Raw genomic sequence first — 19,992 nt, forward strand, 5'->3', positions numbered from 1 at the left:
TAACCAATGGTTATTAAACCGTCAATAACTTTCTGCCGGCTGCCTCGGTCTGAAGACCGAGAAGAAATCATCCTAAAGCATATTTTTCAATAAAGATATCTATGGTACGATCTAGGAAGCCTAATAAAACGAACGGAGGAAAAGATTATGTCTAAAAAAGCACCACTCGGCGCACTGCTCGTTCTGGTCGGAATATTCCTGTTCACAAGCCGGGACAACGTCATGGGACCAGGCAAGGTCATGGCTTACTTCTGGCCAAGTTTATTCGTTATTCCGCTTGGGCTGCTGTTTCACTGGATGTATTTCTATGCGACAGAGCGCAGGGGGATCGGCTTGCTAATTCCGGGAGGCATTTTGTTCGGGGCCGGCATCGTCTGCCAGATCTCCATGCTGTTCGACGGCTGGGCTTATATGTGGCCGGGCTTCCCGCTGGCTGTAGCGTTCGGACTGTTTGAATTCTACTGGTTCGGCAAAAGAAACCGCTGGATGCTTGTGCCGGTTTTCATTCTCGGGAGCGCCTCCATCATCTTCTTTGTCGCCTTCACGCTGGGAACAATCTTCAGCTTTCACTTCATTGGACAAACGACAGCGGCTGTCGCCCTGGTTGTAGCCGGTGTTCTGTTGATGCTGAAAAAAAAATCCGACGACAACTCCACCTATTGAAGCTTGCCGGCTCGTGATTATTTGAAAAACCGGGTGCCTGCCGCCCTGTCGATTAATCAAGAAGAAACGGCTTCGCCGTCCTTTCGCGGCACAACAAGTTTCTTTCCTCGGAAATAGAAGCAAAGTATGGGGAATTCTAACCTTTCTGATATCTCGACGAAAAGAGACTGCTCCGGAATGTCATTCTCATGACACCCTGGAGCAGTCCCTTTTTTTGTTTCAATCCTCGATTCAATCATTCAGCTCTGCAATCGCTTCTGCTTTCTCGCTGCTGGCGACGACCAGCAGAACCGCAATCAAGCAGCCAATGATAAGTGAAACACCCATAGGACCTCTCCTCTTCGACATCGGATGTTCTATCCTATGTCAGTGAGTCTAGCAATATGAATAGTTTCACCATGCGAGAGAACAATTATACGCGGGTACCTACCACCGTTTGCCCGGCTTCCCTTTGAAATCAATATCGTCAAGCGTCCCGAGCCGCTCATAGGTCTCCTTATAAATCCGGATCAGGCTCTGCACCTTGTTGAATTCATTATCCTCCGGCCCATAGCCGTCCATATACATCCGCTGTATAATATCCTGAAAAAAAGCGATGCGCTCCTGCACCATCTCCTTCTCCAGCTGGAGGACCTCCTCAAAGCTGTGCGCTTCGATAAAATCAGTCTTCTCATCCCGCCCCGGCTGGGGGGAAGGCTTGGTGTATTCATCCGAGCCCTCCGGCCGCAGATCGATTGACGTTCGGAGCGCGGACAGCGTAATATTCTCACGGGCCAACAGCACATGAAAATCCTTGTTCTTCAGCAGATCCGTTACCACGATCGCGCACATTTCCTTATTTTGCAGCAGAATGCCGTCAAAAGGGTGCAGCGTCCACTCTTCATCGCGCATAAACAGAGTAAAGATAAATACAGTGCTCCCGTATTGATAATGGATATTAATAATGGAATCGTCTATCAGCTCAAAAGAAAAATCCAGCATCGGACTTCTCCCCCTTTATTCACATGGTATCTTGTCACTTATTCTACCAAAATGATCCACATAAATACAGCAGGGACAAAGGGGTAAAGGGAGAGAACCTCCGCCATCCGTTCCCGGTCAGCCGCACAAAAAAAGCTCGCCCTCAAGAGCCGGGCAAGCTGCAGTGAAAGTGGATCAACCGCGGCGGAAAGAAAGGATGAAGCGAGCTGCGCCGCCATCCGCAGAATGCGGTTTTGCCGCACTATTCAAGAAAGCTGCTCGCCTCTTTGGACGCAGCAATATCTTTGACGCCGCCTGGTACGGGCGCTTCCCCCTGAGACAGACCGAGACGGTCGCTTAGTTGGCCATTGATGGCTGTCATGCGTGTGGTGTAATCATTACAGCTGTCAATAATGCGGCGGTTCGACTGCTCCGAGGCATCCAGAGCCGCTACAAGGTCGCCAATCGCCTGATTGACGGATTCCATCGACATGGCAGGCTTGGACAAGAGCTCAGTCGTCTTCTCCGTCGTCGCCCTCAGCAGCTTGGCATTTTCCTTGAACTGCTCCTCTATCGTCCGGTTGGTGGCGTCCACCGCCGCAATGACCTTCTCCTGGTCATTAAGGGCGAGCGCTATCATCGCTGACACCGTGATCAGATTAACGGTCTTGTCGATGGCATTGCTCACGGAATCGATCAGCTTGTCGTTATTGTCGTTAATGATATCCGTTGCGGCAATCGCCTGATTATAGAGCATGATCATCTCGGTCATCGATTGAATCCGCGTGACGACCTTGCGGAGCCCGCGCTCCAGCTGCGGCTTGCGCGATTCGCGCGCAGGGTTGGCGATTTCCGCTTCAAATAGATGCTTGAGCTTGTTGCCAAATGCGATCTTGGTCTGGAGATTGTAAATCTCCGCGATCGCCAATTTCTTCAGCTGGCGCATATTGATAATATTTTCCTCCAGCGAATCCTTGCCGTCCCGCAGACCGGCGACGATCGTGTCGACATTGGTGCGGACGCTCTGGTATTTGTAGACATAATTTTTGAGCGGGCTCTTGCGCAGCAGCTTGCCGAAGAGGCTGACATTCTTGCTCTGCTGCAGGCTTTCGCATTCACTGCGCAGCTTCAAGATCATGTTCGATACTTCGGCGCGGTCGCCGGACATCAGGTCATTAACCGGACGGTCCAGCATTTTCAGCGTTTGCCCGGCCTTTTCCTGCGTTTTGGCTCCCAGCTTGCCAATCTCGTCCATCAGGGAGTCCAGCTCCAGCGTATCCGTATGAGCGACCTTCTGAATCAGCAGCGACGCTTCCTCAGCAACTTTCTGCTGGTCTTCTTTTTTTAACTCTACAAGTTGAGCAGCCATTCGTTAACCCCTCCTCTTATAATTCGGAACTGCTGTACCGCTGGTGAATGAGCTCTGCCTTGGTCTGAAGCTCAAGCAAATCCTTGTGCTCGATGGTGGAGACAATATCGGAAATTTTCGTATCCACTTCCTTAATGCCGTTAAGCAGCATCCTCCGGTTGCGGGTCTTGGCTTCGCCGCCCAAACGCAGAAAAGGATTCAAAATGCCGTTCAAATCTTTGAGAATCAGTCGCTTGACCGTATGGTTCACGTTGCTGTCCTTTAGCTCCTGCAGAAGCGGGATAATCCGCTGCAGTCTGGCGAACAGGGCGAGAGATTTCAGGACGATCTCATCGTCCAGCGCGTTCTTCTGGCCTTCGGATATAACCATATCCTCCAGTACCTCCAGGTACTCCACAACAGGGGCAAATTCGGGACTGATTTCCTGTCTATGTCCTCCACTTGCGGCAGCGGACTGATCAGATAAGGGTGACGGTGCGGACGCGCGCGGTTCCCCGGAGGACGGTTCACTGCCAGCCTGACGGACCGGGGGTTTGGAGGGAGAGTCGCCCGGCTTCAAGGAAGCATCAGGCAAAAATTCGGGAGAAATGGCGGGATTGTGGCTCCGCTTCTTCCTCTTGGGCAGCAGGCTGCCGATGATTGCGGCTATAACGGGAATGAGCAGCGACGCCAGCTCCGGAACGAGCGGACTGGTTACAACAGCTGCGACGTAACCGATCGCTGCAGCAATAAGCATATTGGATCTGAAAAGCATATACCGTAAACCCCCTTCGATAAGGACTGGCTTATCTATATTGTAGAAATACAGTGGAACGCTGTCAACAAAGCAGGCTTCCTGTAAAATATTACACCTGCTTATCGCGTCCTTTCGCGGTCATGTTCCTTGAGATCTTACAGACATTCATAGAAGTGAAACTTCTAAATGCTGTCAAGCCAAGAGAACCGGCTGATGCGGTCCTTTGCACAGCAGGCTTCATCCTCTCAGAAATAAAAGCAGCGTATAGACAGGATTTATTCTATTTTATATTTGCATAAGAAAGAAGAAACGGCTCATCCCGTCCTTGCGGGCAGGTTCGTTTTTTCCCATAAAGATATCCAGAATAGCAGCAGCCAAATGTCATTCTTTCTGAATATGCAAAAAAGCCGCCGACTGCATCACACAGTCAGCGGCTTTCTCAGAATCAGTGGCATCCCTTACGACCAATCCGCCATACGCATCGGCTGCTCGATATGGCTAGCCAGAATGTCATATTCCGGCGCAAGCGGGCCCACTTCCCCGCCGAGAGCTTCCTTCACGGCGAGATAGGGGAAATTCACTCCCGACAAGCAGGTGACATGCAATCCGCCGGACATGCGCGGATTAATCTCGAGCAGTTTGGGGGTGTCTCCGTTATATTTCATTTGAATATTGAAGTTGTAGGGAATCCGGTACGTCCTGGCTACATTATTCGCTATGGCCAGCAGCTCCTCATTGCGCTCCAGAAGGCGCAGACGGCCCCCTGCTTTGCGCCGGGGCACGGCCGCCAGCAGCTCCCCTTCTTTGCTTGCGAAGCAGTCTATGCTGTACTCAAGTCCCGGGAGATGCTCCATGACCATCAGATTCGGGAATTCATGTACGGTGCCCAGGGCTTGATAAGCATCGCGGAACGAGACCAGTCTGGTCGAGACTCCGAACAACTCCTCCAGCGGATCTCTGGTATCATCAATGATCCGGAAGCCAACTCCCCCTTCGGAATTAGTCGGCTTGAAGCAGACGCGGTGACCCAAAGCGGTTAATCTATCGTAGGCGCGCTTGAAGCCCTCCGCATCGTTGACCACTTCGTAATCGGGAATGACCATAACCCCTGTCTTTTCGACCGATTTGTAGAAATGATCCTTCTCCATCAGCATCTCAAGCAGCCCGGTATCCCGGCATACCACAACGCGGGTGCCAATTTCCTCGAAAAGGTCGAGATGCCTGGCAATATCGAGCATATGCAATCGGGGGATGAACACATCGATTTCATGCTTCCTGCAGAATTCCACGCAAAACTCGACATATTCCATGCCTTTGAGCGCCGGTTCCGTCTCGGCATGATCGCAGGCCTGCAGCGACATATGCCGCGGGTCGGGGTGGGTGCCGAATAGTTTGACCTCCAGCCCGTCCGCGTTATTGCGTATCAGGTTCATATAATGATACGCAACAGAGAACCAGCGATTGAAATAAATATGGACCTTCTTCTTCATAGAGAACCCTTCACCGCTTCCTTCGTCTGATAAACCGCATGAACATAATCCAGAATTTCATCCGCTGCAAAAATCCCCGATTTCGCTGTGAAGCGCTCCGGTATCGAGTCCGGATTACGCTGCTTCTCGCGGAACAATTCACCGTGGCTCGGGGCAATCGCATAATCGGCTATCTCCAGCAGGCATTGATCCAAAAGAGAATCGCCGGAGGCGATCAATTCGCTGACTCCAAGCCGCCTGCGGACTTCATGAACCGCATCCGCCTTATTGACGGCAGCGGGGACCAGGTAGATTTTCCTCCCCTGAATCGAGACCTCCCAGCCCAGCGCCTTCACCTGTTCGGCCTTCTCCAGAACAGCCTCAAGCGGCATCCGGTCGCGCTCTATAACAAAAGCATAGAACAGCTCATCGCAGAACCGCTCCCCTACAACCCACTGCTCATTCATAATCGGTTCAAAATAACTCCGCGCCTCTACGGCATCGGCTGCAAGCAAAGATACTTTCCCGCGGATCATCGACCGCCAATCCTCATCCACCCTGCCGTGCAGCAGAATATTGCCCCCATTGCTGGTGACGGCATAACCCGGCACAACATGATCGCGGAAGACATGAATCCGTTCATACTGCGCCACCGTGCGGGTAGTTACGGGAACGAATTCCATTCCCGCGGGCAGTCCCTGAAGCAGGGACAGCGTATACCTCGACATGTAGGATACGATCTTTCCGCTCACGGTCTCTGCCGGCAGGATATCCGGCGATTCGAGAGGAGCGCCCATGGAACGGGTTGAATAGATCAGGGTTTGATCCAAATCGCTGGCGTAAATCATTCCGTGCCGCCTTTCAGCGGCTTGATGATGCCACAGCAGGAATAGGTCAGACCCGGATATACCTCAACCGGCACGCCGCGGTCCTTGGCCAGCAGCAGAATATGCTGCAGGAACGGGTTGTCCATCCGGTCCACGAGAATACGCCAGGGAACCCTGCGCAGCAGCACTCGCGTCGTCTCGCCTACGCCCGGCTTCACCAGATTCACATCGTCGATGCCGAAGGCCTGCTGGATCGCCCGAATATCCGCGAGTCCTTTCCAGGACACCTCCGCCTCCCGCTCCGTCATCGCAACCGCCTGCTGATACGCAGTCTCCGCGACAGCCGGGAAGAAATCCGATACGGTATCCACGAACAGATTGGACAGATCGTTCTCCAGCCATTCCCTGTAAAATTTGGCTCCGTGGAATTCATCCGGACCGATCAGATCATCCCGCAGCACCGTGCGGCTCATCAGGCCGGATACCGTAGAATTCAGACATGCGCTCGGGATCAGGAAATCCTCGCGCGTTCCGTAGGTTTCGCAGCAGAAGCCGGGATCGGCCAGCACAGCCAGATCATCATCCAGCCGGTAGCCGTATTTTTCCGCAAAATCATTGGAGGCCTGCGTCAGCACCTGACGAATGGCGCCCTTGCCTGTCCAGCCGTCCACAAACTGGAGATAACTATCCAATCCATGCTGCTGCAGCATATAAAGCACCGCATTCTCGTCTATGCCCTTGCCGCGGATAATGGAAATGCTGTAATGCGGCATATCTGCGCCATAGCGGTAAGCAATATACCGCTTGATCAGAATGCCGATCGGCGTCCCTGCACGCGCCAGGGAGACCAGAACCCCTTTGAGCCCCCGCTTAAGAACGATCCGCTCCGCGACTACAGCCGCCGCAAGCGCCACCTTCCCCGCCGACTCTGTCAGCGTGCGGTGAAACAGCTCGATATATTCGGCTGTCGGCTGATATTCAACCGGCAGCATTTCCGAATAATGCACGCCCGACTGGATGGCTTCTTCCCGATCCTCGGTGGGCCGCTCCAGCTGAACCCCGCTCAGATCCTTGAGCAGGAATATGACATCCGACGGCGCATAGCTGCCCATAGGCTCTGGAGAAGCAATGCGCGTCTGACTGAGTTGCCCGGTTATCGTCTGCTTCATGATTCGAATGTCTCCCATCCATGGACGTTTCCTGAGAAAAATACCGCAAACACTTTCCTGCCTGCCAGCTGCCGCAGAATGTCCAGCATCGGCTTCACGCGCGAGGGCGGCATATCCCGCTCGAACAAGACGAAAATCTCGTCGTATTGCCCGGGTGAAATATTGTAGATGAAGTTTCTGACCGATTCGTCCTCCGGCGAGGGATACGGATATCCGCAGGCAACCGCATAATCCGGCAGATCGGCGGAATAGATCGGACTTCTTGTCGTGGATTGATAGCTGATGCCGTCGCCCATCCCAGCGGCGATTCTCATGGGAACGTACATAAATTCTCCCGTTCCCAGGACAAGCGTACTGGAGCTGCCGCGGCATGTCTTCAGCCACTCGGCCAGCCCGCTGATATGGTAATCGTCAGCCGCATGGTCCTCCGACTGTATTCCGAAGCGGCCGGTTTGTTTCATATAAGGCGCCGGATTCAATTCGCCGCCGGAATTGGCGGATACGGCATCTATGCTTTCAAGAGTCTTCGCATGATGCATAACAACCAGATCGGCAGCCTTTTTATGGGTGATCAATGTAAATGCATTCTCGGCCGCAAGCCTTGGTGCGCCATCAACCTCCATCTGTCCTTTAAGCAAATAGACCGATTGGATGTCAATATCAAGCTCATTCTGCAGCTCCCGCACCTGCTGCTCGTTATCGGCTGTCCGCCAATCCAGCAGAGAAGCAATTACATATTGTTTTCGTGGAAATTTGGACTGGATATCGCGAATAATGTTCAAGGCTGTTTGACCGGTTGTCATTTCATCATCCACCAGCACAATGGGCTCATGACCCGAGAAAAGTTCGGGATCTAAAGCATAGCAGCGATGAGCTACCGCGTGGGAATGCTCTTCCTCGAAATTAATCAGCGAGTTCAGCTGCGGTATATACTCACGTGTCGTATGGATGTAAGAGGCGCCGTCCGCGAAAGCATGGAACACGCTGTGTCCAAGCGCAGTCGCCGTCTCTGCAAAACCAATGCAGAGTATGGACTCCGGCAGCCGGGGCTTATCACGCATCAGGCGGCGGTAAGCCTCCTCGGCCCGGGATGGGTCTCTGAGACCGGACAGCAATTCCTCCAGCAGGGGTTCAATGACCTTCCTGGTTGATTGAAACAGCCGGGCATGTATCAACAACGCCAGCGCCGCTCCACTCAGAAGGGGGGTATAGGGATGGACCGGAATATGCTTGCCCAGCAGCTTGCTGACAAACAGAAAGGATCGTTTCTTATTGATTCGTGCCGCCATGGAAAACAAAAGCTCCACGGGCAATTGGAAGGGGTTATCGGTCTCGGCAACTTTGATCTGCAAATCCTCAAAGAGCTTATACGTATGCACGTTCGTTCCCTTGGAGGAGGGTGATGAAATGCTGTTGTTCATGTAACACCCCATATACTTGTGATCGGAGCAGGATTCGTCTTGCCCAGTTCTGATGCGGCTTCATTTCATTCATTTTATTGGCATACTGGCTTTTGAGCACGCCATGATGGCCATCATTAAGAGCAACAATACTGGTGGCGTCGGCATATTCCTCATGCGTGACCGCATAAAGCGCCTGTACAGGCTTGATATGGGTGGGGTGAATAATGGTTTTTCCGATAATGCCGTTTTCCTTGTCCATAATAACCTCGCGGATCAGTCCATCCATGGGATCCTTAGTGAATCTGGATCTCAGATCGTGACCTGTGCTGCCGAAGGCTTCCTCAAAAGGCGTAACCCGCAGCTGCGGCTTCATTACCCGCTCACGCTTGGCGAAGTATTCCCAGACCGAACCGGAAATCACATAGCCTGCTTCTACCCGACCAAACACATTAATAATATCCGCGATGCAGTCCCGGATCGGGGCAATCTCATAAATAGTCATGTCGGGGCTCCTGCGCAGACCAAACAAACTGGAGAAGTCCGTGGCGCCAACCCTTACATTAAGTACGTAGTCGTGGTAGTCATCGAGAATCGCTTTGATCGCAAGCAAGGAGTCCAATCGGCTTTCGCGGTAAATAACAGAGGAGCTTTCCAATATCGGCAGACCGTACAACACCGGGGCAGAAGCAGCCCTGTTCTCGTTGTAATCCGCAATCTGCTGAAAATAATCGCGTCCGTTCTCCTGCGTGAACTTGGGAAGGACAAAGCCGGTAATCAATGTAATCGTATCGGCCAGACGTACGAGCAGACGTTTCAATTGCGCGGCGGAGCGTACCCTGATAAGCAGAAGCGGCACTTCCGATTCCAGCAGGGTGCCGATCTTGATATAGGAGGCAATCAGGAACAACTGCTGCATTAAGGATTCTTCCGCCAGCTCCACCTGTTTGTCGCCAATGGCATCTTCAAGATCCATGACGGCGGTGACCAATCCTTCATTCTTCCCGGAAATAATATCATCCGCAATATGCGGCCTGGTTGCCGGCATGTACAAAGCAGCCCCCACCGCATGGGCTAATAATTCCTTATCGGAGGAGTGATTAAATGAAATCGGCGGGCTGAAAAACAACGACTTTTCTTCTTCACGCGATAAATAATTAAAGTATCTCAGCCTGATCTCCTCCTTCCATCCCAAGCAAATCTGTCTCTACTACTTTCCTAAAATAATCAGGCCTCCGGCTGAATTCTTGCCCTGCCTGAAGGCCTGGCATGCATCAGGACTTGCGCAGCGCTTCTTTCTTTTGTCGGTTCATGCTGTAGATAATCGTTCCGGCAAACACCGCGATAATAATGGCAAAAAACCAGACATGCGGCAGATGATAGTCGAACGCACCAGCCAGCATCTTCGCTGCAATGATGGCGATCAGGAAGAAGGCTGCCCGCTCCAGCTCCGGAAATTTGTCGATGAGCTTGAGGAAAACCTGGGCAACGCCCCGCATCATCAATACGCCCAGAATACCGCCGACGAACAATACCCATACCTCGTTGCTTATTCCGAATGCGGCTACGACGCTGTCTATACTGAAAGCGATATCCATCAGTTCAACAAGCAGAACGGTCTTCCAGAAGGAATGACCTTTATTGACCTTCTCTTCTCCTGCTGCTTCCGATTTCTTGAAGATACCGGTGTAGGCAATGTAGAACAGATAGGCAGCGCCAAGCACTTTAACCAGTGTAAATTTGACGAGAAAGGTTCCCAATCCGATCGCAATAAACCGGAAAATATAGGCACCCAGGAGACCGTAGAACAGGGCCCTTTTCTGCTGCTCTTTGGGCAAATGCTTGACCATGACCGCCAGAACCAGGGCGTTGTCAGCAGACAGCAGCCCTTCCAGCAGCACGAGGCTTGCAATGATTCCCCAGCTCACGGGATCCGATAAGGTATTGACAATTGAATCCCAAGAGAAGAATTGCCCATAGCTATCGCCGATATTAGTAAAGAAATCCATAAACCAATCCATTTAATGCCGCCTCTCAACCGATTTATTTACTTCCCGCTTTCCATCTCAGGCCCCAGGAATAAGCCTCATCGACTTCTCTGTGGCCGTTGAAAAATTGTACAAGCCGTTCAATGCTGAAGGTTTCGTTATTCACATTCGTAATCATGGCAATGGCGCACATTCCCTTGCTGTTGTCATGCTCGTTCATATGAACAACGATCTCCGGGCCGCCGGCCTGCTTGATCGTAATAACGCCATCGGCGTCAGACCAGTTCTTGACTCCTTCATAAATAAACGTAAACACGACAATGCGCTTGATATCCGCTATCCGGGCGCCGTTAATCCTCATATTCTCGCCGGTCGATACCGTACCGGTGCGGTCATCCCCATCCAGAGCGATAAAAGGAGGCCTGTCCAAGGAGCCAAATGAGCTGCCCAGCGCCTGGACGACGCCTTTATCGCCGTTCTTAAGCTCGAACAGGCAAGCCAGATCCAGGTCAACCCCTTTGCTGCGGCCAAATAATCCAGTTTTGCTCTTCTTCTGATTCCAGTTCAGGTTGATCAGAATTTCACCAAGACCGCCTGCTGATTTCTTCAGGTTGATGGTGTCGCCCTTCTTCTTCAGCTCAATCTTGGTCAGATTAAGCGGAGCCGGAGCTGGCGTCGGGGCTGGAGCTGGGGTTGGAGCAGCCGCCTGCGGTGCAGGGACTGGCGCAGTGGCAGGCTTGGATGCTGGCGGCGTTGGTACCGGAGCAGGCGCGGCCTCGCTGACCTCAATGCCGAAATTTCCGCACAGGGCGTCCAAACCGCCCGAGAAGCCTGCGCCAATCGCATTGAACTTCCATTGACCATTGTGCCGGTATAATTCCCCTGCCACAATGGCCGTTTCAACGGAGAAGTCATTTGCCAGATCATACCGGAGCACTTCCGTACCGTTCTGATTATTAAGGAATTGAATGAAAATGCCGCTGGTCTGGCCAAAGTTCTGCCGACGCTTCTCGCCTTCATAGATCGTCAGGGTGAAGGCGATTTTCGCTATATTCTCCGGTACCCGGTTCAGCTGGATTTTGAATTGCTTCTGGACAGGAGCAGCTTGTCCATCCTGATAATTAATGAATGCGGTGGAAGCATTGTTATAGAAAATAAGATCATCATCGCTGGAAACTTTTCCGTTTACTCCCAGCAAAAAGGCGGAGGTATCCAGCTCAAGCGATGCTTGCGCGTTCCATCCGATTCCTACAGTGATGTCCTGCAATCCTGGTACCGCAGTGGTCAGATCCGCCTTCTGCCCCTTAATTACCGTGGTGCCCATTAAGCGTCCTCCTTAAGGGTTGATAAAGATGAAGAAGAAAGGATGGCCGAAGTCATATAATGACCTGCCACCCTGGAGCCTGGAGCGTTAAACGTCCAACCCGTAGTTTCGGCAAAGAGCGGCAAGGCCTCCGGAGAAGCCGCTTCCGATCGCCTGAAACTTCCATTCTGCCCCGTGACGGTAAAACTCGCAGAATACAACAGCGGTTTCCGTAGAGAAGTCTTCCCCCAGATCAAAACGCAGAACTTCACGGTTTGAGGCTTCATCCACTACCCGCACGAACGCGTTCGTCACTTGTCCGAAGTTTTGGGCGCGGGCATCGGCATCATGGATCGTGACCGTAATCCCGATACGATGAATGGCAGCCGGGATTCGGCTCAGATCGACAAGAATCTGTTCGTCATCCCCGTCGCCTTCCCCCGTACGATTGTCTCCCGTATGAACAACGGAGTTGTTTCCGCCGCTTTTATTATTGTAGAAAACAAAATCGTCGCTGCCCTTGGCCTTGCCGTCCTCATAGAGCAGAAAAGCAGATGCATCCAGGTCAAAATCCTGGCCGCCGCTGTATTTGTTCGTATCCCAACCCAGACCGGCAACCACCTTGGTCAAACCCGGGTTTGTTTTGGTAAGATCAATCCGTTGTCCTTTTGAAAGATTAATTGACATCGTATGCTCCTTCCCGGCTGTTTACCGTTTCATCGTTCATAAAGAATACAAGACCGCCCGTGTCAGGCGGCCCTGCAGTACTTACAGCTTATTAAGCAAGTCCATAATCGCGCGTCAATCCGGCAAGACCATCCTTGTAGCCGCTGCCGATCGCGTTGAATTTCCACTCGCTGCCATTGCGGTACAGCTCGCCGACAACCACGCCTGTTTCGATCGAGAAGTCTTCGCCCAGATCAAAACGGACCAATTCTTCCTGATTGGCATCATTGACAATGCGCGCATAGGCACGGGAGACTTGTCCAAAGTTTTGATTGCGCTCAGGTGCTTCATAGATCGTGATCGTGAAGGCAATTTTCTCAACATCGGCAGGTACGGAACCCAGATCCACTTTAACCTGCTCGTCGTCGCCTTCACCCTCGCCGGTAAGATTATCGCCGGCATGCACAACCGATCCGTTTTCATTTTGCTTATTGTTGAAGAAAATAAAGTTTTTGTCGCTGGTGACTTTACCTTCCGCATTCGTCAGAAACACGGAGACGTCAAGGTCAAAATCTTTGCCGCCATCGTATTTATTGGTGTCCCAGCCAAGTCCTACAGTGATTTTGGAAAGTCCCGGATTTGATTTTGTGAGATCGATTTTTTGACCTTTGGATAAGTTAATTGCCATCTGATAAAGCACCCGCTTTCGTCATTTTAAGTATAAGGGTCGAGCAATTTACTTGTAGCGTGCAGCCAAGTCGTTGATATGAGGGGAGTGGGTACCTTCGCCGATAGCGGCAAATTTCCATTCCGTTCCGTGACGGTAAAGCTCACCGCAGACCAAAGCCGTCAAGCCGGCATAGTTGTCGGAAAGATTGAACTTGGTCAGTTCGTTGCTGCCGGATCCGTCCAGAATGCGGATATAAGCGGATTGAATCATGCCGAAGTCCTGCTTGCGGTTCACGCAATCGTAAATATTGACGACAACGAGCACTTTATGCACATCTGCGGGGACCTTGGCCAGGTCGATGAAAATCTGTTCGTCATCGCCGTCGCCTTCACCGGTAATGTTGTCACCCGAATGAACCACGGAGCCGCAAGGACTTTTCTTATTATGAAAACAGATAACCTGATTATCGTTCGCAAGTTTGCCCTCGCTGTTCAAGAGAATGGCCGATGCATCGCAGTCGACATTCTTCTTGGCGCCGCCGAAGAATCCTTTGGATTTCACCGGATCCCAGCCCAGTCCCACAACAACCTTCGCCAGGCCGGAATTCCCTTTGGTCAAGTCAATCTTTTGGCCTTTAACCAAACTTATGGAAGCCATTTGCTTACGTCACCTCCTTCCCAAATTTGTGATGAAGTCTATCAGATAATGTAGAAAAATGAAGATACTAGACTGTACGCATCACATGGATAAAGAGTTTCATTAGATTAATTAATATATTTGAAGGGTTTAATGATTTACAGGCTGAATTCACTTGGGCTGAGGCCCAGAACGTTGCAGATATCGCGCACTACCGCCTGCTCCTGGAGGTCAAAATCGCCGTCAGCCGCCCCGATTGCGCTGCAAACGCCAACAATGACGCGTCCAACCTCTGGCTTGCTTTTGAATTTTGCGATTGCCTTCAACGCTTCCTGCTTGCCGATCTCTGCGGAAAATTCAAAATTATTGACATAGAAATTGAAACGGTCAATGACATCAGCCATATTGAAAACCTTCAATTCCTGGCTGAGATTGATATACCCCGCCATTTTGTTCTTTTCCTCCACATCTACTTTGCCATCCGCATAGGCTACAACGGCGCATCCGGCCGCGACCGCATCCATAAAATCCTTATTTTTGAATTTTTTCACCTGATCGCCCAGGTTTTTTTTGGAATTGTTCAGCCAATTTTTAAAATTACTCATACTTCTCCTCCTTAAGTTCTCTTCCAAAGTTGAAACACCGTTTATATTAACCATCTTAATAGTACCGCAAATGACAGGAGATTTCACATCATTAGACAAGAATTTATATTCATTTAATGTTTGAGCAGGTGTAAATTCGCAATAAATGTCGGATCCTGGTACTTATCCATCTTTTTATTACCCTGTCCGGGCTGCCTTGCACCTCATTTTTTGCTGTTTTGATATATTTTGATACTTCCAGAACTTGCACGATAAACACAAAAAAGCCTTGACCCGAAAAATATGGGCAAGGCAGATAGTTGACCTATTTTAGCTAACTGAAGACCGAAGCCTTCCCATCTCATGATCGACCACCATAGTCAGCTCGTCCTCGTATCCGCCCATGATCCGATACTTGCGGATATAATCCTTTACAAATTTTCGTGAATCCTTGGGTTGAAAAATCCTCGTCAGTTCCTGTAGGCTTTCTTTGACTTCATTGTGGCTGCGTTTAGCCATGAAATCCCCTCCCTATCATCGGTTGGTGGTCCTAACACTTCATGTACGAGAGCGCACACGGTTCAACGGAATACCCGTGCGGCTGGCACCCCATCTGTATCGAACGATCCGGCTGATTTGAGGCGAGCTCATAGACTGAAAAAGATTGATTTATCAGTTAATTATAACAGTTCTGAATTCGTATGGAAAGCGAACAGTATATACAATTTCTGTTAAGAATTTTTAATCTGCATGAGGCATTTCTTTAATTTATTCTTGTTTAAGGTGTATTGTGCTCATCCTTTAAGGGGGCTTGACCCGACTCGGGCCGGGCGGTTGAATCATTTACAGTCTCAATCGTCTGCTGGGGCTGCTCCGGCGGAGGGGAGGACGTCCAGGCGATTTTTTTGTACATACGCAGATAGGCAACCACGCCGATAACGGCGATAATCACACCAAACGCAATAACACTTATGGTTACCCATTCTTTAACCACTTTCCGCCCTCCCTAATCTTAAAATAGTGAAATCAATATCTAGGCTAAGTATAGGGGATAGGGAGAACGCTTTCAATCCAATGGACAACTTGCTACAAAATTGTAACATTGTAATATTTGCCATACCTGCTAATCTTATTCCAACCTTGCGGCGAATAGAACCGGGTCAATAAAAAAAATCCCTCCGGGAAACCGGAGGGAGCATTGTCGGCAAAAGAGTAAAATTCTTCAGGTAGACCTGAAGGAGCGATTGTCTTGTCAATAAAACCCTTCATGCAAACTGGAAGGAGTCCTTATTGGTTATAGAAAGGAAGGTTTCATGTAAACGGCTTTTCTGGAAAAAACGACGATGCCTTCCTTATCGCCATCCGTAGTCGGAACAGAGCCGACAGCCTGCTTCTCCCGCCTGAGCGGCGCATTGGATCCATGGACGGTATAAACAGGTATGCCTTTCGCGCCATTCTTGCGGTCGAATGATCTGTTCATGCCCAATCCCCTCCAAATAAATGATGTATGATTCCCATAAGTCCCTGATTCTGTTGAAACAACCGTTCAAAATCATCGGGACTAACCGGTGAATGCCCCGTGATGTGAATGCTGATTACATGCGAACTGCTAATAGGATAGCACAGCAAATATTCGTTTACAACATCCTGACCGATCTGGATGAACTCAATTTTGCTGTTCAGGTAGGCATCCACCACAAGCTTGCGCGGCTCTCCTGCTCCCAGCTTATTATTGGCCTGAATGGAGTATATGCGCTCTTTACCTACATTACCCGCAATTTGCCGGATTTCATCAGAGCTTGCCTCCCAGAGGGCGGCGCCTTTTACTTTATAGTGGATGCAGCTTGCTTCATAGGCATTGCGGACGGCATCGATAAGCTCGTTCTCATGCCTGTCCCTTTCCAGAATTCCCTTGTTGAAATCCCGGTAGAAATGAACGACGGAGCGAAGAAGAGTCAACTCCTGATGGGCTGATTCCAATTCTTTATCCGGTGTCAGGAAGAACCCAAGCTCATGAATGCGGCCTATCAGGAACGAGCATGCCTGGTTGACTGCCGCGATGCGGTTGGCGTCCGTCCGGTGAGCCTCGTATTTCAGCACCGTCAGGCCTTCCAGATCGCTTGCCAGATGATACTGATCCACTTCCTGGCCGTCCCTGCCGGATTGAACCTGATCCGGAATCATGAAGAACACACGCCCCCGCCGGAGCTTGCCCCAGAACAACCCCATTTCGAACATCGTATTGTCCCGTGCAATAAAATAGGTTTTCCCCCGCATTCGGATGACGTCATCGGGGGATAATACAAATACGGCAAAATCATTGGATTCCAGCTGTCTCTCGAGCGCTTCCATAGGGTAATCATTCCCCCGAAACACGCCGGCATGCCACGGGGTGACTTCTGCGCTGAATGATAATTGATCGTGAATGGCGTTCACATAAGCCATCGCTTCCCGTGAAGAACCGATAAAAACCTTGGGTTTAATTGTCACCGCAATACTCCTTTTCTATAACAGCAGCTGATGCGTAACAGTCTCATTTCCGGGGGCGGGCACAAAACCAAGAGTCTGGTAAAACAGGTCCGCGGCCGGATTTTCCGTCCGCAGAGCCAGCACCGAAACATAGGGGCGGGCATGCTCCATTATCGCCTCCATCAGCAGCTTGCCGGCCCCGAGTCTTCTTGCTCTCTGCAGGACATAAACCCGACGCACGCGGCCGACCCGGCTTGGGCCTCCCTGCTCTGCCGCAAGCAGATTCAAGCCGCCGACTCCGATAACGCTTCCATTATGAAGAGCTGCAAAAAGAGCTTCGCCCTCCCGGTCGAAACGGTTGCTTCCGTCCGCGTAATCCTGCAGCAGCCGGCTCACATGCCGGAACCCTTCCTCCATACTCTCCTGAAGCATAGAAGACAAATCATATTCGTTCAAATCCTTCGCTTCACGCACCACTATGCTTGTCAAATGCTCACCTTGCTCTCTTGTGACAGGTTAGTCACTCTTCATGTTAACAGATACAGGGGTCCGTTTGATTTGCTCCGTTCCCATTTGCTCCAGCTTGTTCATGATCTTTTGCTGCTGTCGTCATCTACCTCCGTTTGTCGATTAAATTGAGTTCCGGTACATTCCTTGCTTACCAGCCCTTCCGCTGACGCAGCGAGGTAATATGCGCGATATGGTGACGGTTGTGCCAGGCAAAGAAAGACAGTGCTTCATCCAATGACCACAGACCGTTCTCAGGATGATTGTATTGGCGCGCATAGCTTCCGGCAGGCGTCGACTTCAGCAGCATCACCCAGCGGCGGTGCAGCCGGTCGTGCAGCGTCAGAGACAGCTCAATCGGCACGCTCTTCGCATCCGGCAGCTCCGCCCAGCTCTGCTCGTCAAACGTCTTCACCATGGGCTGATCTTCCGTGAGCAGCAGCTTGGTGCGGATATAGCCGTTCATACTCGCATCCGCCAAATGATGGACCACCTGTCTCACTGTCCAGCCATCAGGCCGATAGGGAGTATCCAGCTGCTGCTCCGTTAGTCCCGATACGGCTTGTCCCAGTAAGGCCGGCGCTTGTGCCAGCACGCCGATCAGGCTTGCCCGCCGCACTTCATCCAGCGCGTCCTCACGCTTGAACGCTCCGATCGGAAATCGCAATTGTTCCATTTGGGGCACCACCCTCTCGATTCAATTATTTGCCATCATTATAATCCATAATTATTTAAAACTGAACTATAATAAGAGGAGAGCCCATATTTAGACAGGCTGTTCCTCTTTAGAATCGTGATTCAACCGTTCCCATTGAGGTAAATGCATTCCATACCTGTTTGTAAGCAAAGGAGCGTTTCATACCATGCTGAATCACTATCGGTTAAACAAGCGGGAGACGGTCAGGCTGAGCAGCTTCGATCCCGAAGACACCGCGTCGATCGGCAGTAAAGATGATATCAGGGAAGAATTCGAGCGTCTGAAGGAAGAGCTTCAGGACGAGCAGGAAAAGCTGTTCGCAAGCAAAACAAACGGCGTGCTGGTTTTATTCCAGGGCATGGACTGCAGCGGGAAAGACGGGGTTATCAAGAAGGTGCTGGCGAACCTGAATCCCCAGGGATTTCGGGCGGAAAGCTTCAAGAAGCCGACTACCGACGAGGCGGCGCATGATTTTCTCTGGCGCACACACAAGGTTACACCGGCCAAAGGCTACCTGACTTCATTTAACCGCTCGTATTACGAGGATGTGCTGATTACCCGTGTCCACGGATTGATTGACGAGAGAGAGGTCAAGTCCAGACTGAAGCATATCCGCCACTTCGAGAAGCTTCTGCAGGGCAGCGGAATTGCCGTAATCAAAATTTTTCTGCATATTTCCCGTGATTTTCAGTTGAACAAGATTAAAGACCGGCTGGAAAATCCCGAAAAGCTGTGGAAGTTCGATCCGACCGATCTGGAAGAACGCCGGTATTGGAATGACTACCAGCAGGCTTACGAGGATGCCTTCGCCGCAACCGGCACGAAGGACTGTCCCTGGCATATCGTGCCGGCCAACAACCGCTGGTTCCGCGACTATCTGGTGCTGAAAATTATCGTCAAAGCGGTGCGCGACCTGAAGCTGTCTTATCCCAAGGTCGATCTCGACGCTTCCAGCCTGTTCAATCTCGAAGAAACGCAGAACTGATCTTTATCTTCGCTGTACGTACAAGCCGCTGTCCTCCGACCATTCCGCATAGACGACGTCCGCCAGTCTGGTTATGCCTTGGGCCTGCAGCTCCCCAAGCAGCCAGGCTTCGTCGCGGCCGATCGCATGAAGCTCATCCTTCTCGACAAAGCCCTTATCAATGAGGATACGGCTCAGATATACAGGTTCCTCAGGAAGCTTAAGATCCTTGCGTGTGATATTCTCCGCAGCAGACGATTTGAGCACGCTCAAATTGCCGTTGGTTTCGAAGATCGCATAGGCCACATCCCGCAGGCTGAATACCTCCTGCTCCCGCAGCAGCATTCCGACCTGGTGCATATCCAAATTATTGCGCTTCATGGCCTTCTCGTCAATTTTTCCATCCCGTATAATAATATCCGGTCTGCCGCTCAAAGTTGTGGCCAGCTGCGGGAAGATCTCCGCGACTTTTTCCAGCGCAAGCGATAATACCATCCATAGGGCAAGAGCGAACAGCAGCTCCCCATAGCGGACTTCCCTGTCATAAATGGTGTTCCCGACAAGCTCGCTCAACATCAGGGACGAGATAAAGTCAAAAGGCGTCAGCTGTGAAATTTCCTTCTTTCCCAGCAGCTTGGTCATGATCCATAATCCAACAAATGCAGTGACCAATTTGACCGCAATATACGTATAATCCATAGCGCTTCCCCATTTCAGAATATCCCGTTTATGCATCCTATACCCGTTAGGGGAACGGGGTGAACCGGAACACGGCTTGAGATCATTTCCCACCTTAATAAGAAACGGCGGAAGACGACCATTGACGGTAAAACCAGTGACTCTCACAGAAACATCGGAAAAGGAAAACTCATTTTATACGTTCTGGAATTTCAAAAAACAGACAGAGCCTTGAAC

At 51.0% G+C, this 19,992-nt stretch carries 23 protein-coding genes; 2 read left to right on the top strand and 21 right to left on the bottom strand.

What is annotated here, in order from left to right:
- Nucleotides 1-147 precede the first annotated feature (147 nt).
- Nucleotides 148-663 carry a hypothetical protein gene (locus ACFOLF_RS15040; RefSeq protein WP_210042907.1) on the top strand — a complete coding sequence of 172 codons (516 nt, stop codon included), beginning with the start codon at nt 148-150 and terminating at the stop codon, nt 661-663.
- Nucleotides 664-1,089: 426 nt separating this feature from the next.
- On the opposite strand, the gene ACFOLF_RS15045 is transcribed toward ACFOLF_RS15040, so the two are convergent.
- The 20 genes from ACFOLF_RS15045 to ACFOLF_RS15140 all read right to left on the bottom strand — a co-directional run bounded on the left by ACFOLF_RS15045 (nt 1,090) and on the right by ACFOLF_RS15140 (nt 18,092).
- Nucleotides 1,090-1,644, bottom strand: coding sequence for a hypothetical protein (locus ACFOLF_RS15045; RefSeq protein WP_210042908.1), 555 nt, complete (start codon nt 1,642-1,644; stop codon nt 1,090-1,092).
- 241 nt (nt 1,645-1,885) lie between these two features.
- On the bottom strand, nt 1,886-2,992 hold the full coding sequence (locus tag ACFOLF_RS15050) for a toxic anion resistance protein (protein WP_210042921.1): 1,107 nt from the start codon (nt 2,990-2,992) through the stop codon (nt 1,886-1,888).
- Between the two features lie 16 nt (nt 2,993-3,008).
- Nucleotides 3,009-3,746, bottom strand: a complete 738-nt coding sequence (locus ACFOLF_RS15055; protein WP_210042929.1) for a hypothetical protein — start codon at nt 3,744-3,746, stop codon at nt 3,009-3,011.
- A gap of 440 nt (nt 3,747-4,186) precedes the next feature.
- A complete protein-coding gene (locus tag ACFOLF_RS15060; RefSeq protein ID WP_210042938.1) occupies nt 4,187-5,218 on the bottom strand; it encodes an ATP-grasp domain-containing protein in 1,032 nt (343 codons plus the stop codon).
- Nucleotides 5,215-6,045: a hydrolase gene (locus ACFOLF_RS15065; protein ID WP_210042947.1), complete on the bottom strand. Its 831-nt coding sequence runs from the start codon at nt 6,043-6,045 to the stop codon at nt 5,215-5,217. The genes ACFOLF_RS15060 and ACFOLF_RS15065 overlap by 4 nt, the downstream gene beginning before the upstream one ends.
- A complete protein-coding gene (locus ACFOLF_RS15070) occupies nt 6,042-7,193 on the bottom strand; it encodes a cysteine protease StiP family protein (RefSeq protein WP_210042948.1) in 1,152 nt (383 codons plus the stop codon). Before ACFOLF_RS15070 ends, ACFOLF_RS15065 begins: the two co-directional genes overlap by 4 nt.
- Nucleotides 7,190-8,614 carry a phosphoribosyltransferase family protein gene (locus ACFOLF_RS15075; protein WP_210042950.1) on the bottom strand — a complete coding sequence of 475 codons (1,425 nt, stop codon included), beginning with the start codon at nt 8,612-8,614 and terminating at the stop codon, nt 7,190-7,192. Before ACFOLF_RS15075 ends, ACFOLF_RS15070 begins: the two co-directional genes overlap by 4 nt.
- Nucleotides 8,559-9,764, bottom strand: a complete 1,206-nt coding sequence (locus ACFOLF_RS15080; RefSeq protein ID WP_379114197.1) for an HpcH/HpaI aldolase/citrate lyase family protein — start codon at nt 9,762-9,764, stop codon at nt 8,559-8,561. Before ACFOLF_RS15080 ends, ACFOLF_RS15075 begins: the two co-directional genes overlap by 56 nt.
- Before the next feature lie 103 nt (nt 9,765-9,867).
- A complete protein-coding gene (locus tag ACFOLF_RS15085) occupies nt 9,868-10,614 on the bottom strand; it encodes a TerC family protein (protein ID WP_210042952.1) in 747 nt (248 codons plus the stop codon).
- A gap of 22 nt (nt 10,615-10,636) precedes the next feature.
- Complete coding sequence (locus ACFOLF_RS15090) at nt 10,637-11,905, bottom strand: TerD family protein (protein ID WP_210042971.1); 1,269 nt, start codon at nt 11,903-11,905, stop codon at nt 10,637-10,639.
- 87 nt (nt 11,906-11,992) lie between these two features.
- On the bottom strand, nt 11,993-12,571 hold the full coding sequence (locus tag ACFOLF_RS15095; RefSeq protein WP_210042973.1) for a TerD family protein: 579 nt from the start codon (nt 12,569-12,571) through the stop codon (nt 11,993-11,995).
- Between the two features lie 91 nt (nt 12,572-12,662).
- Entirely contained in the window at nt 12,663-13,238 is a 576-nt protein-coding gene (locus tag ACFOLF_RS15100; protein WP_210042980.1) for a TerD family protein, read from the bottom strand.
- Between the two features lie 48 nt (nt 13,239-13,286).
- Nucleotides 13,287-13,877, bottom strand: a complete 591-nt coding sequence (locus tag ACFOLF_RS15105) for a TerD family protein (RefSeq protein ID WP_210042982.1) — start codon at nt 13,875-13,877, stop codon at nt 13,287-13,289.
- A 137-nt stretch (nt 13,878-14,014) separates the two neighbouring features.
- Complete coding sequence (locus ACFOLF_RS15110; RefSeq protein WP_210042984.1) at nt 14,015-14,461, bottom strand: tellurite resistance TerB family protein; 447 nt, start codon at nt 14,459-14,461, stop codon at nt 14,015-14,017.
- 309 nt (nt 14,462-14,770) lie between these two features.
- Nucleotides 14,771-14,959 (bottom strand): hypothetical protein, encoded by a 189-nt coding sequence (locus tag ACFOLF_RS15115; protein ID WP_210042986.1) that lies wholly within the window; start codon nt 14,957-14,959, stop codon nt 14,771-14,773.
- Between the two features lie 259 nt (nt 14,960-15,218).
- Nucleotides 15,219-15,434 carry a hypothetical protein gene (locus tag ACFOLF_RS15120; protein ID WP_210042988.1) on the bottom strand — a complete coding sequence of 72 codons (216 nt, stop codon included), beginning with the start codon at nt 15,432-15,434 and terminating at the stop codon, nt 15,219-15,221.
- Nucleotides 15,435-15,734: 300 nt separating this feature from the next.
- On the bottom strand, nt 15,735-15,920 hold the full coding sequence (locus ACFOLF_RS15125; RefSeq protein WP_210042990.1) for a hypothetical protein: 186 nt from the start codon (nt 15,918-15,920) through the stop codon (nt 15,735-15,737).
- Nucleotides 15,917-16,930, bottom strand: a complete 1,014-nt coding sequence (locus tag ACFOLF_RS15130) for a TIR domain-containing protein (protein ID WP_210042992.1) — start codon at nt 16,928-16,930, stop codon at nt 15,917-15,919. The genes ACFOLF_RS15125 and ACFOLF_RS15130 overlap by 4 nt, the downstream gene beginning before the upstream one ends.
- Nucleotides 16,931-16,945: 15 nt before the next feature.
- On the bottom strand, nt 16,946-17,398 hold the full coding sequence (locus ACFOLF_RS15135) for a GNAT family N-acetyltransferase (protein WP_210042999.1): 453 nt from the start codon (nt 17,396-17,398) through the stop codon (nt 16,946-16,948).
- 169 nt (nt 17,399-17,567) lie between these two features.
- Nucleotides 17,568-18,092 (bottom strand): YfiT family bacillithiol transferase, encoded by a 525-nt coding sequence (locus ACFOLF_RS15140; RefSeq protein WP_210043002.1) that lies wholly within the window; start codon nt 18,090-18,092, stop codon nt 17,568-17,570.
- 187 nt (nt 18,093-18,279) lie between these two features.
- Here ACFOLF_RS15140 and ACFOLF_RS15145 point away from each other — a divergent pair, with 187 nt between their 5' ends.
- Nucleotides 18,280-19,098 (top strand): PPK2 family polyphosphate kinase, encoded by an 819-nt coding sequence (locus tag ACFOLF_RS15145; RefSeq protein WP_210043004.1) that lies wholly within the window; start codon nt 18,280-18,282, stop codon nt 19,096-19,098.
- 3 nt (nt 19,099-19,101) lie between these two features.
- Here the strand turns inward: ACFOLF_RS15145 and ACFOLF_RS15150 are convergent, their stop codons facing one another.
- Nucleotides 19,102-19,776, bottom strand: coding sequence for a DUF421 domain-containing protein (locus tag ACFOLF_RS15150; protein ID WP_210043006.1), 675 nt, complete (start codon nt 19,774-19,776; stop codon nt 19,102-19,104).
- Nucleotides 19,777-19,992: the final 216 nt, after the last annotated feature.

The sequence above is a fragment of the Paenibacillus sepulcri genome (assembly GCF_042647105.1).
Classification (GTDB): Bacteria; Bacillota; Bacilli; order Paenibacillales; family Paenibacillaceae; genus Paenibacillus_Z; species Paenibacillus_Z sepulcri.

Coding starts and splice junctions, on each gene's coding strand:
- ACFOLF_RS15040 (WP_210042907.1), top strand. CDS start 148: ATGTCTAAAAAAGCACCACTCGGCGCACTGCTCGTTCTGGTCGGAATA.
- ACFOLF_RS15045 (WP_210042908.1), bottom strand. CDS start 1,644: ATGCTGGATTTTTCTTTTGAGCTGATAGACGATTCCATTATTAATATC.
- ACFOLF_RS15050 (WP_210042921.1), bottom strand. CDS start 2,992: ATGGCTGCTCAACTTGTAGAGTTAAAAAAAGAAGACCAGCAGAAAGTT.
- ACFOLF_RS15055 (WP_210042929.1), bottom strand. CDS start 3,746: ATGCTTTTCAGATCCAATATGCTTATTGCTGCAGCGATCGGTTACGTC.
- ACFOLF_RS15060 (WP_210042938.1), bottom strand. CDS start 5,218: ATGAAGAAGAAGGTCCATATTTATTTCAATCGCTGGTTCTCTGTTGCG.
- ACFOLF_RS15065 (WP_210042947.1), bottom strand. CDS start 6,045: ATGATTTACGCCAGCGATTTGGATCAAACCCTGATCTATTCAACCCGT.
- ACFOLF_RS15070 (WP_210042948.1), bottom strand. CDS start 7,193: ATGAAGCAGACGATAACCGGGCAACTCAGTCAGACGCGCATTGCTTCT.
- ACFOLF_RS15075 (WP_210042950.1), bottom strand. CDS start 8,614: ATGAACAACAGCATTTCATCACCCTCCTCCAAGGGAACGAACGTGCAT.
- ACFOLF_RS15085 (WP_210042952.1), bottom strand. CDS start 10,614: ATGGATTGGTTTATGGATTTCTTTACTAATATCGGCGATAGCTATGGG.
- ACFOLF_RS15090 (WP_210042971.1), bottom strand. CDS start 11,905: ATGGGCACCACGGTAATTAAGGGGCAGAAGGCGGATCTGACCACTGCG.
- ACFOLF_RS15095 (WP_210042973.1), bottom strand. CDS start 12,571: ATGTCAATTAATCTTTCAAAAGGACAACGGATTGATCTTACCAAAACA.
- ACFOLF_RS15100 (WP_210042980.1), bottom strand. CDS start 13,238: ATGGCAATTAACTTATCCAAAGGTCAAAAAATCGATCTCACAAAATCA.
- ACFOLF_RS15105 (WP_210042982.1), bottom strand. CDS start 13,877: ATGGCTTCCATAAGTTTGGTTAAAGGCCAAAAGATTGACTTGACCAAA.
- ACFOLF_RS15110 (WP_210042984.1), bottom strand. CDS start 14,461: ATGAGTAATTTTAAAAATTGGCTGAACAATTCCAAAAAAAACCTGGGC.
- ACFOLF_RS15115 (WP_210042986.1), bottom strand. CDS start 14,959: ATGGCTAAACGCAGCCACAATGAAGTCAAAGAAAGCCTACAGGAACTG.
- ACFOLF_RS15125 (WP_210042990.1), bottom strand. CDS start 15,920: ATGAACAGATCATTCGACCGCAAGAATGGCGCGAAAGGCATACCTGTT.
- ACFOLF_RS15140 (WP_210043002.1), bottom strand. CDS start 18,092: ATGGAACAATTGCGATTTCCGATCGGAGCGTTCAAGCGTGAGGACGCG.
- ACFOLF_RS15145 (WP_210043004.1), top strand. CDS start 18,280: ATGCTGAATCACTATCGGTTAAACAAGCGGGAGACGGTCAGGCTGAGC.
- ACFOLF_RS15150 (WP_210043006.1), bottom strand. CDS start 19,776: ATGGATTATACGTATATTGCGGTCAAATTGGTCACTGCATTTGTTGGA.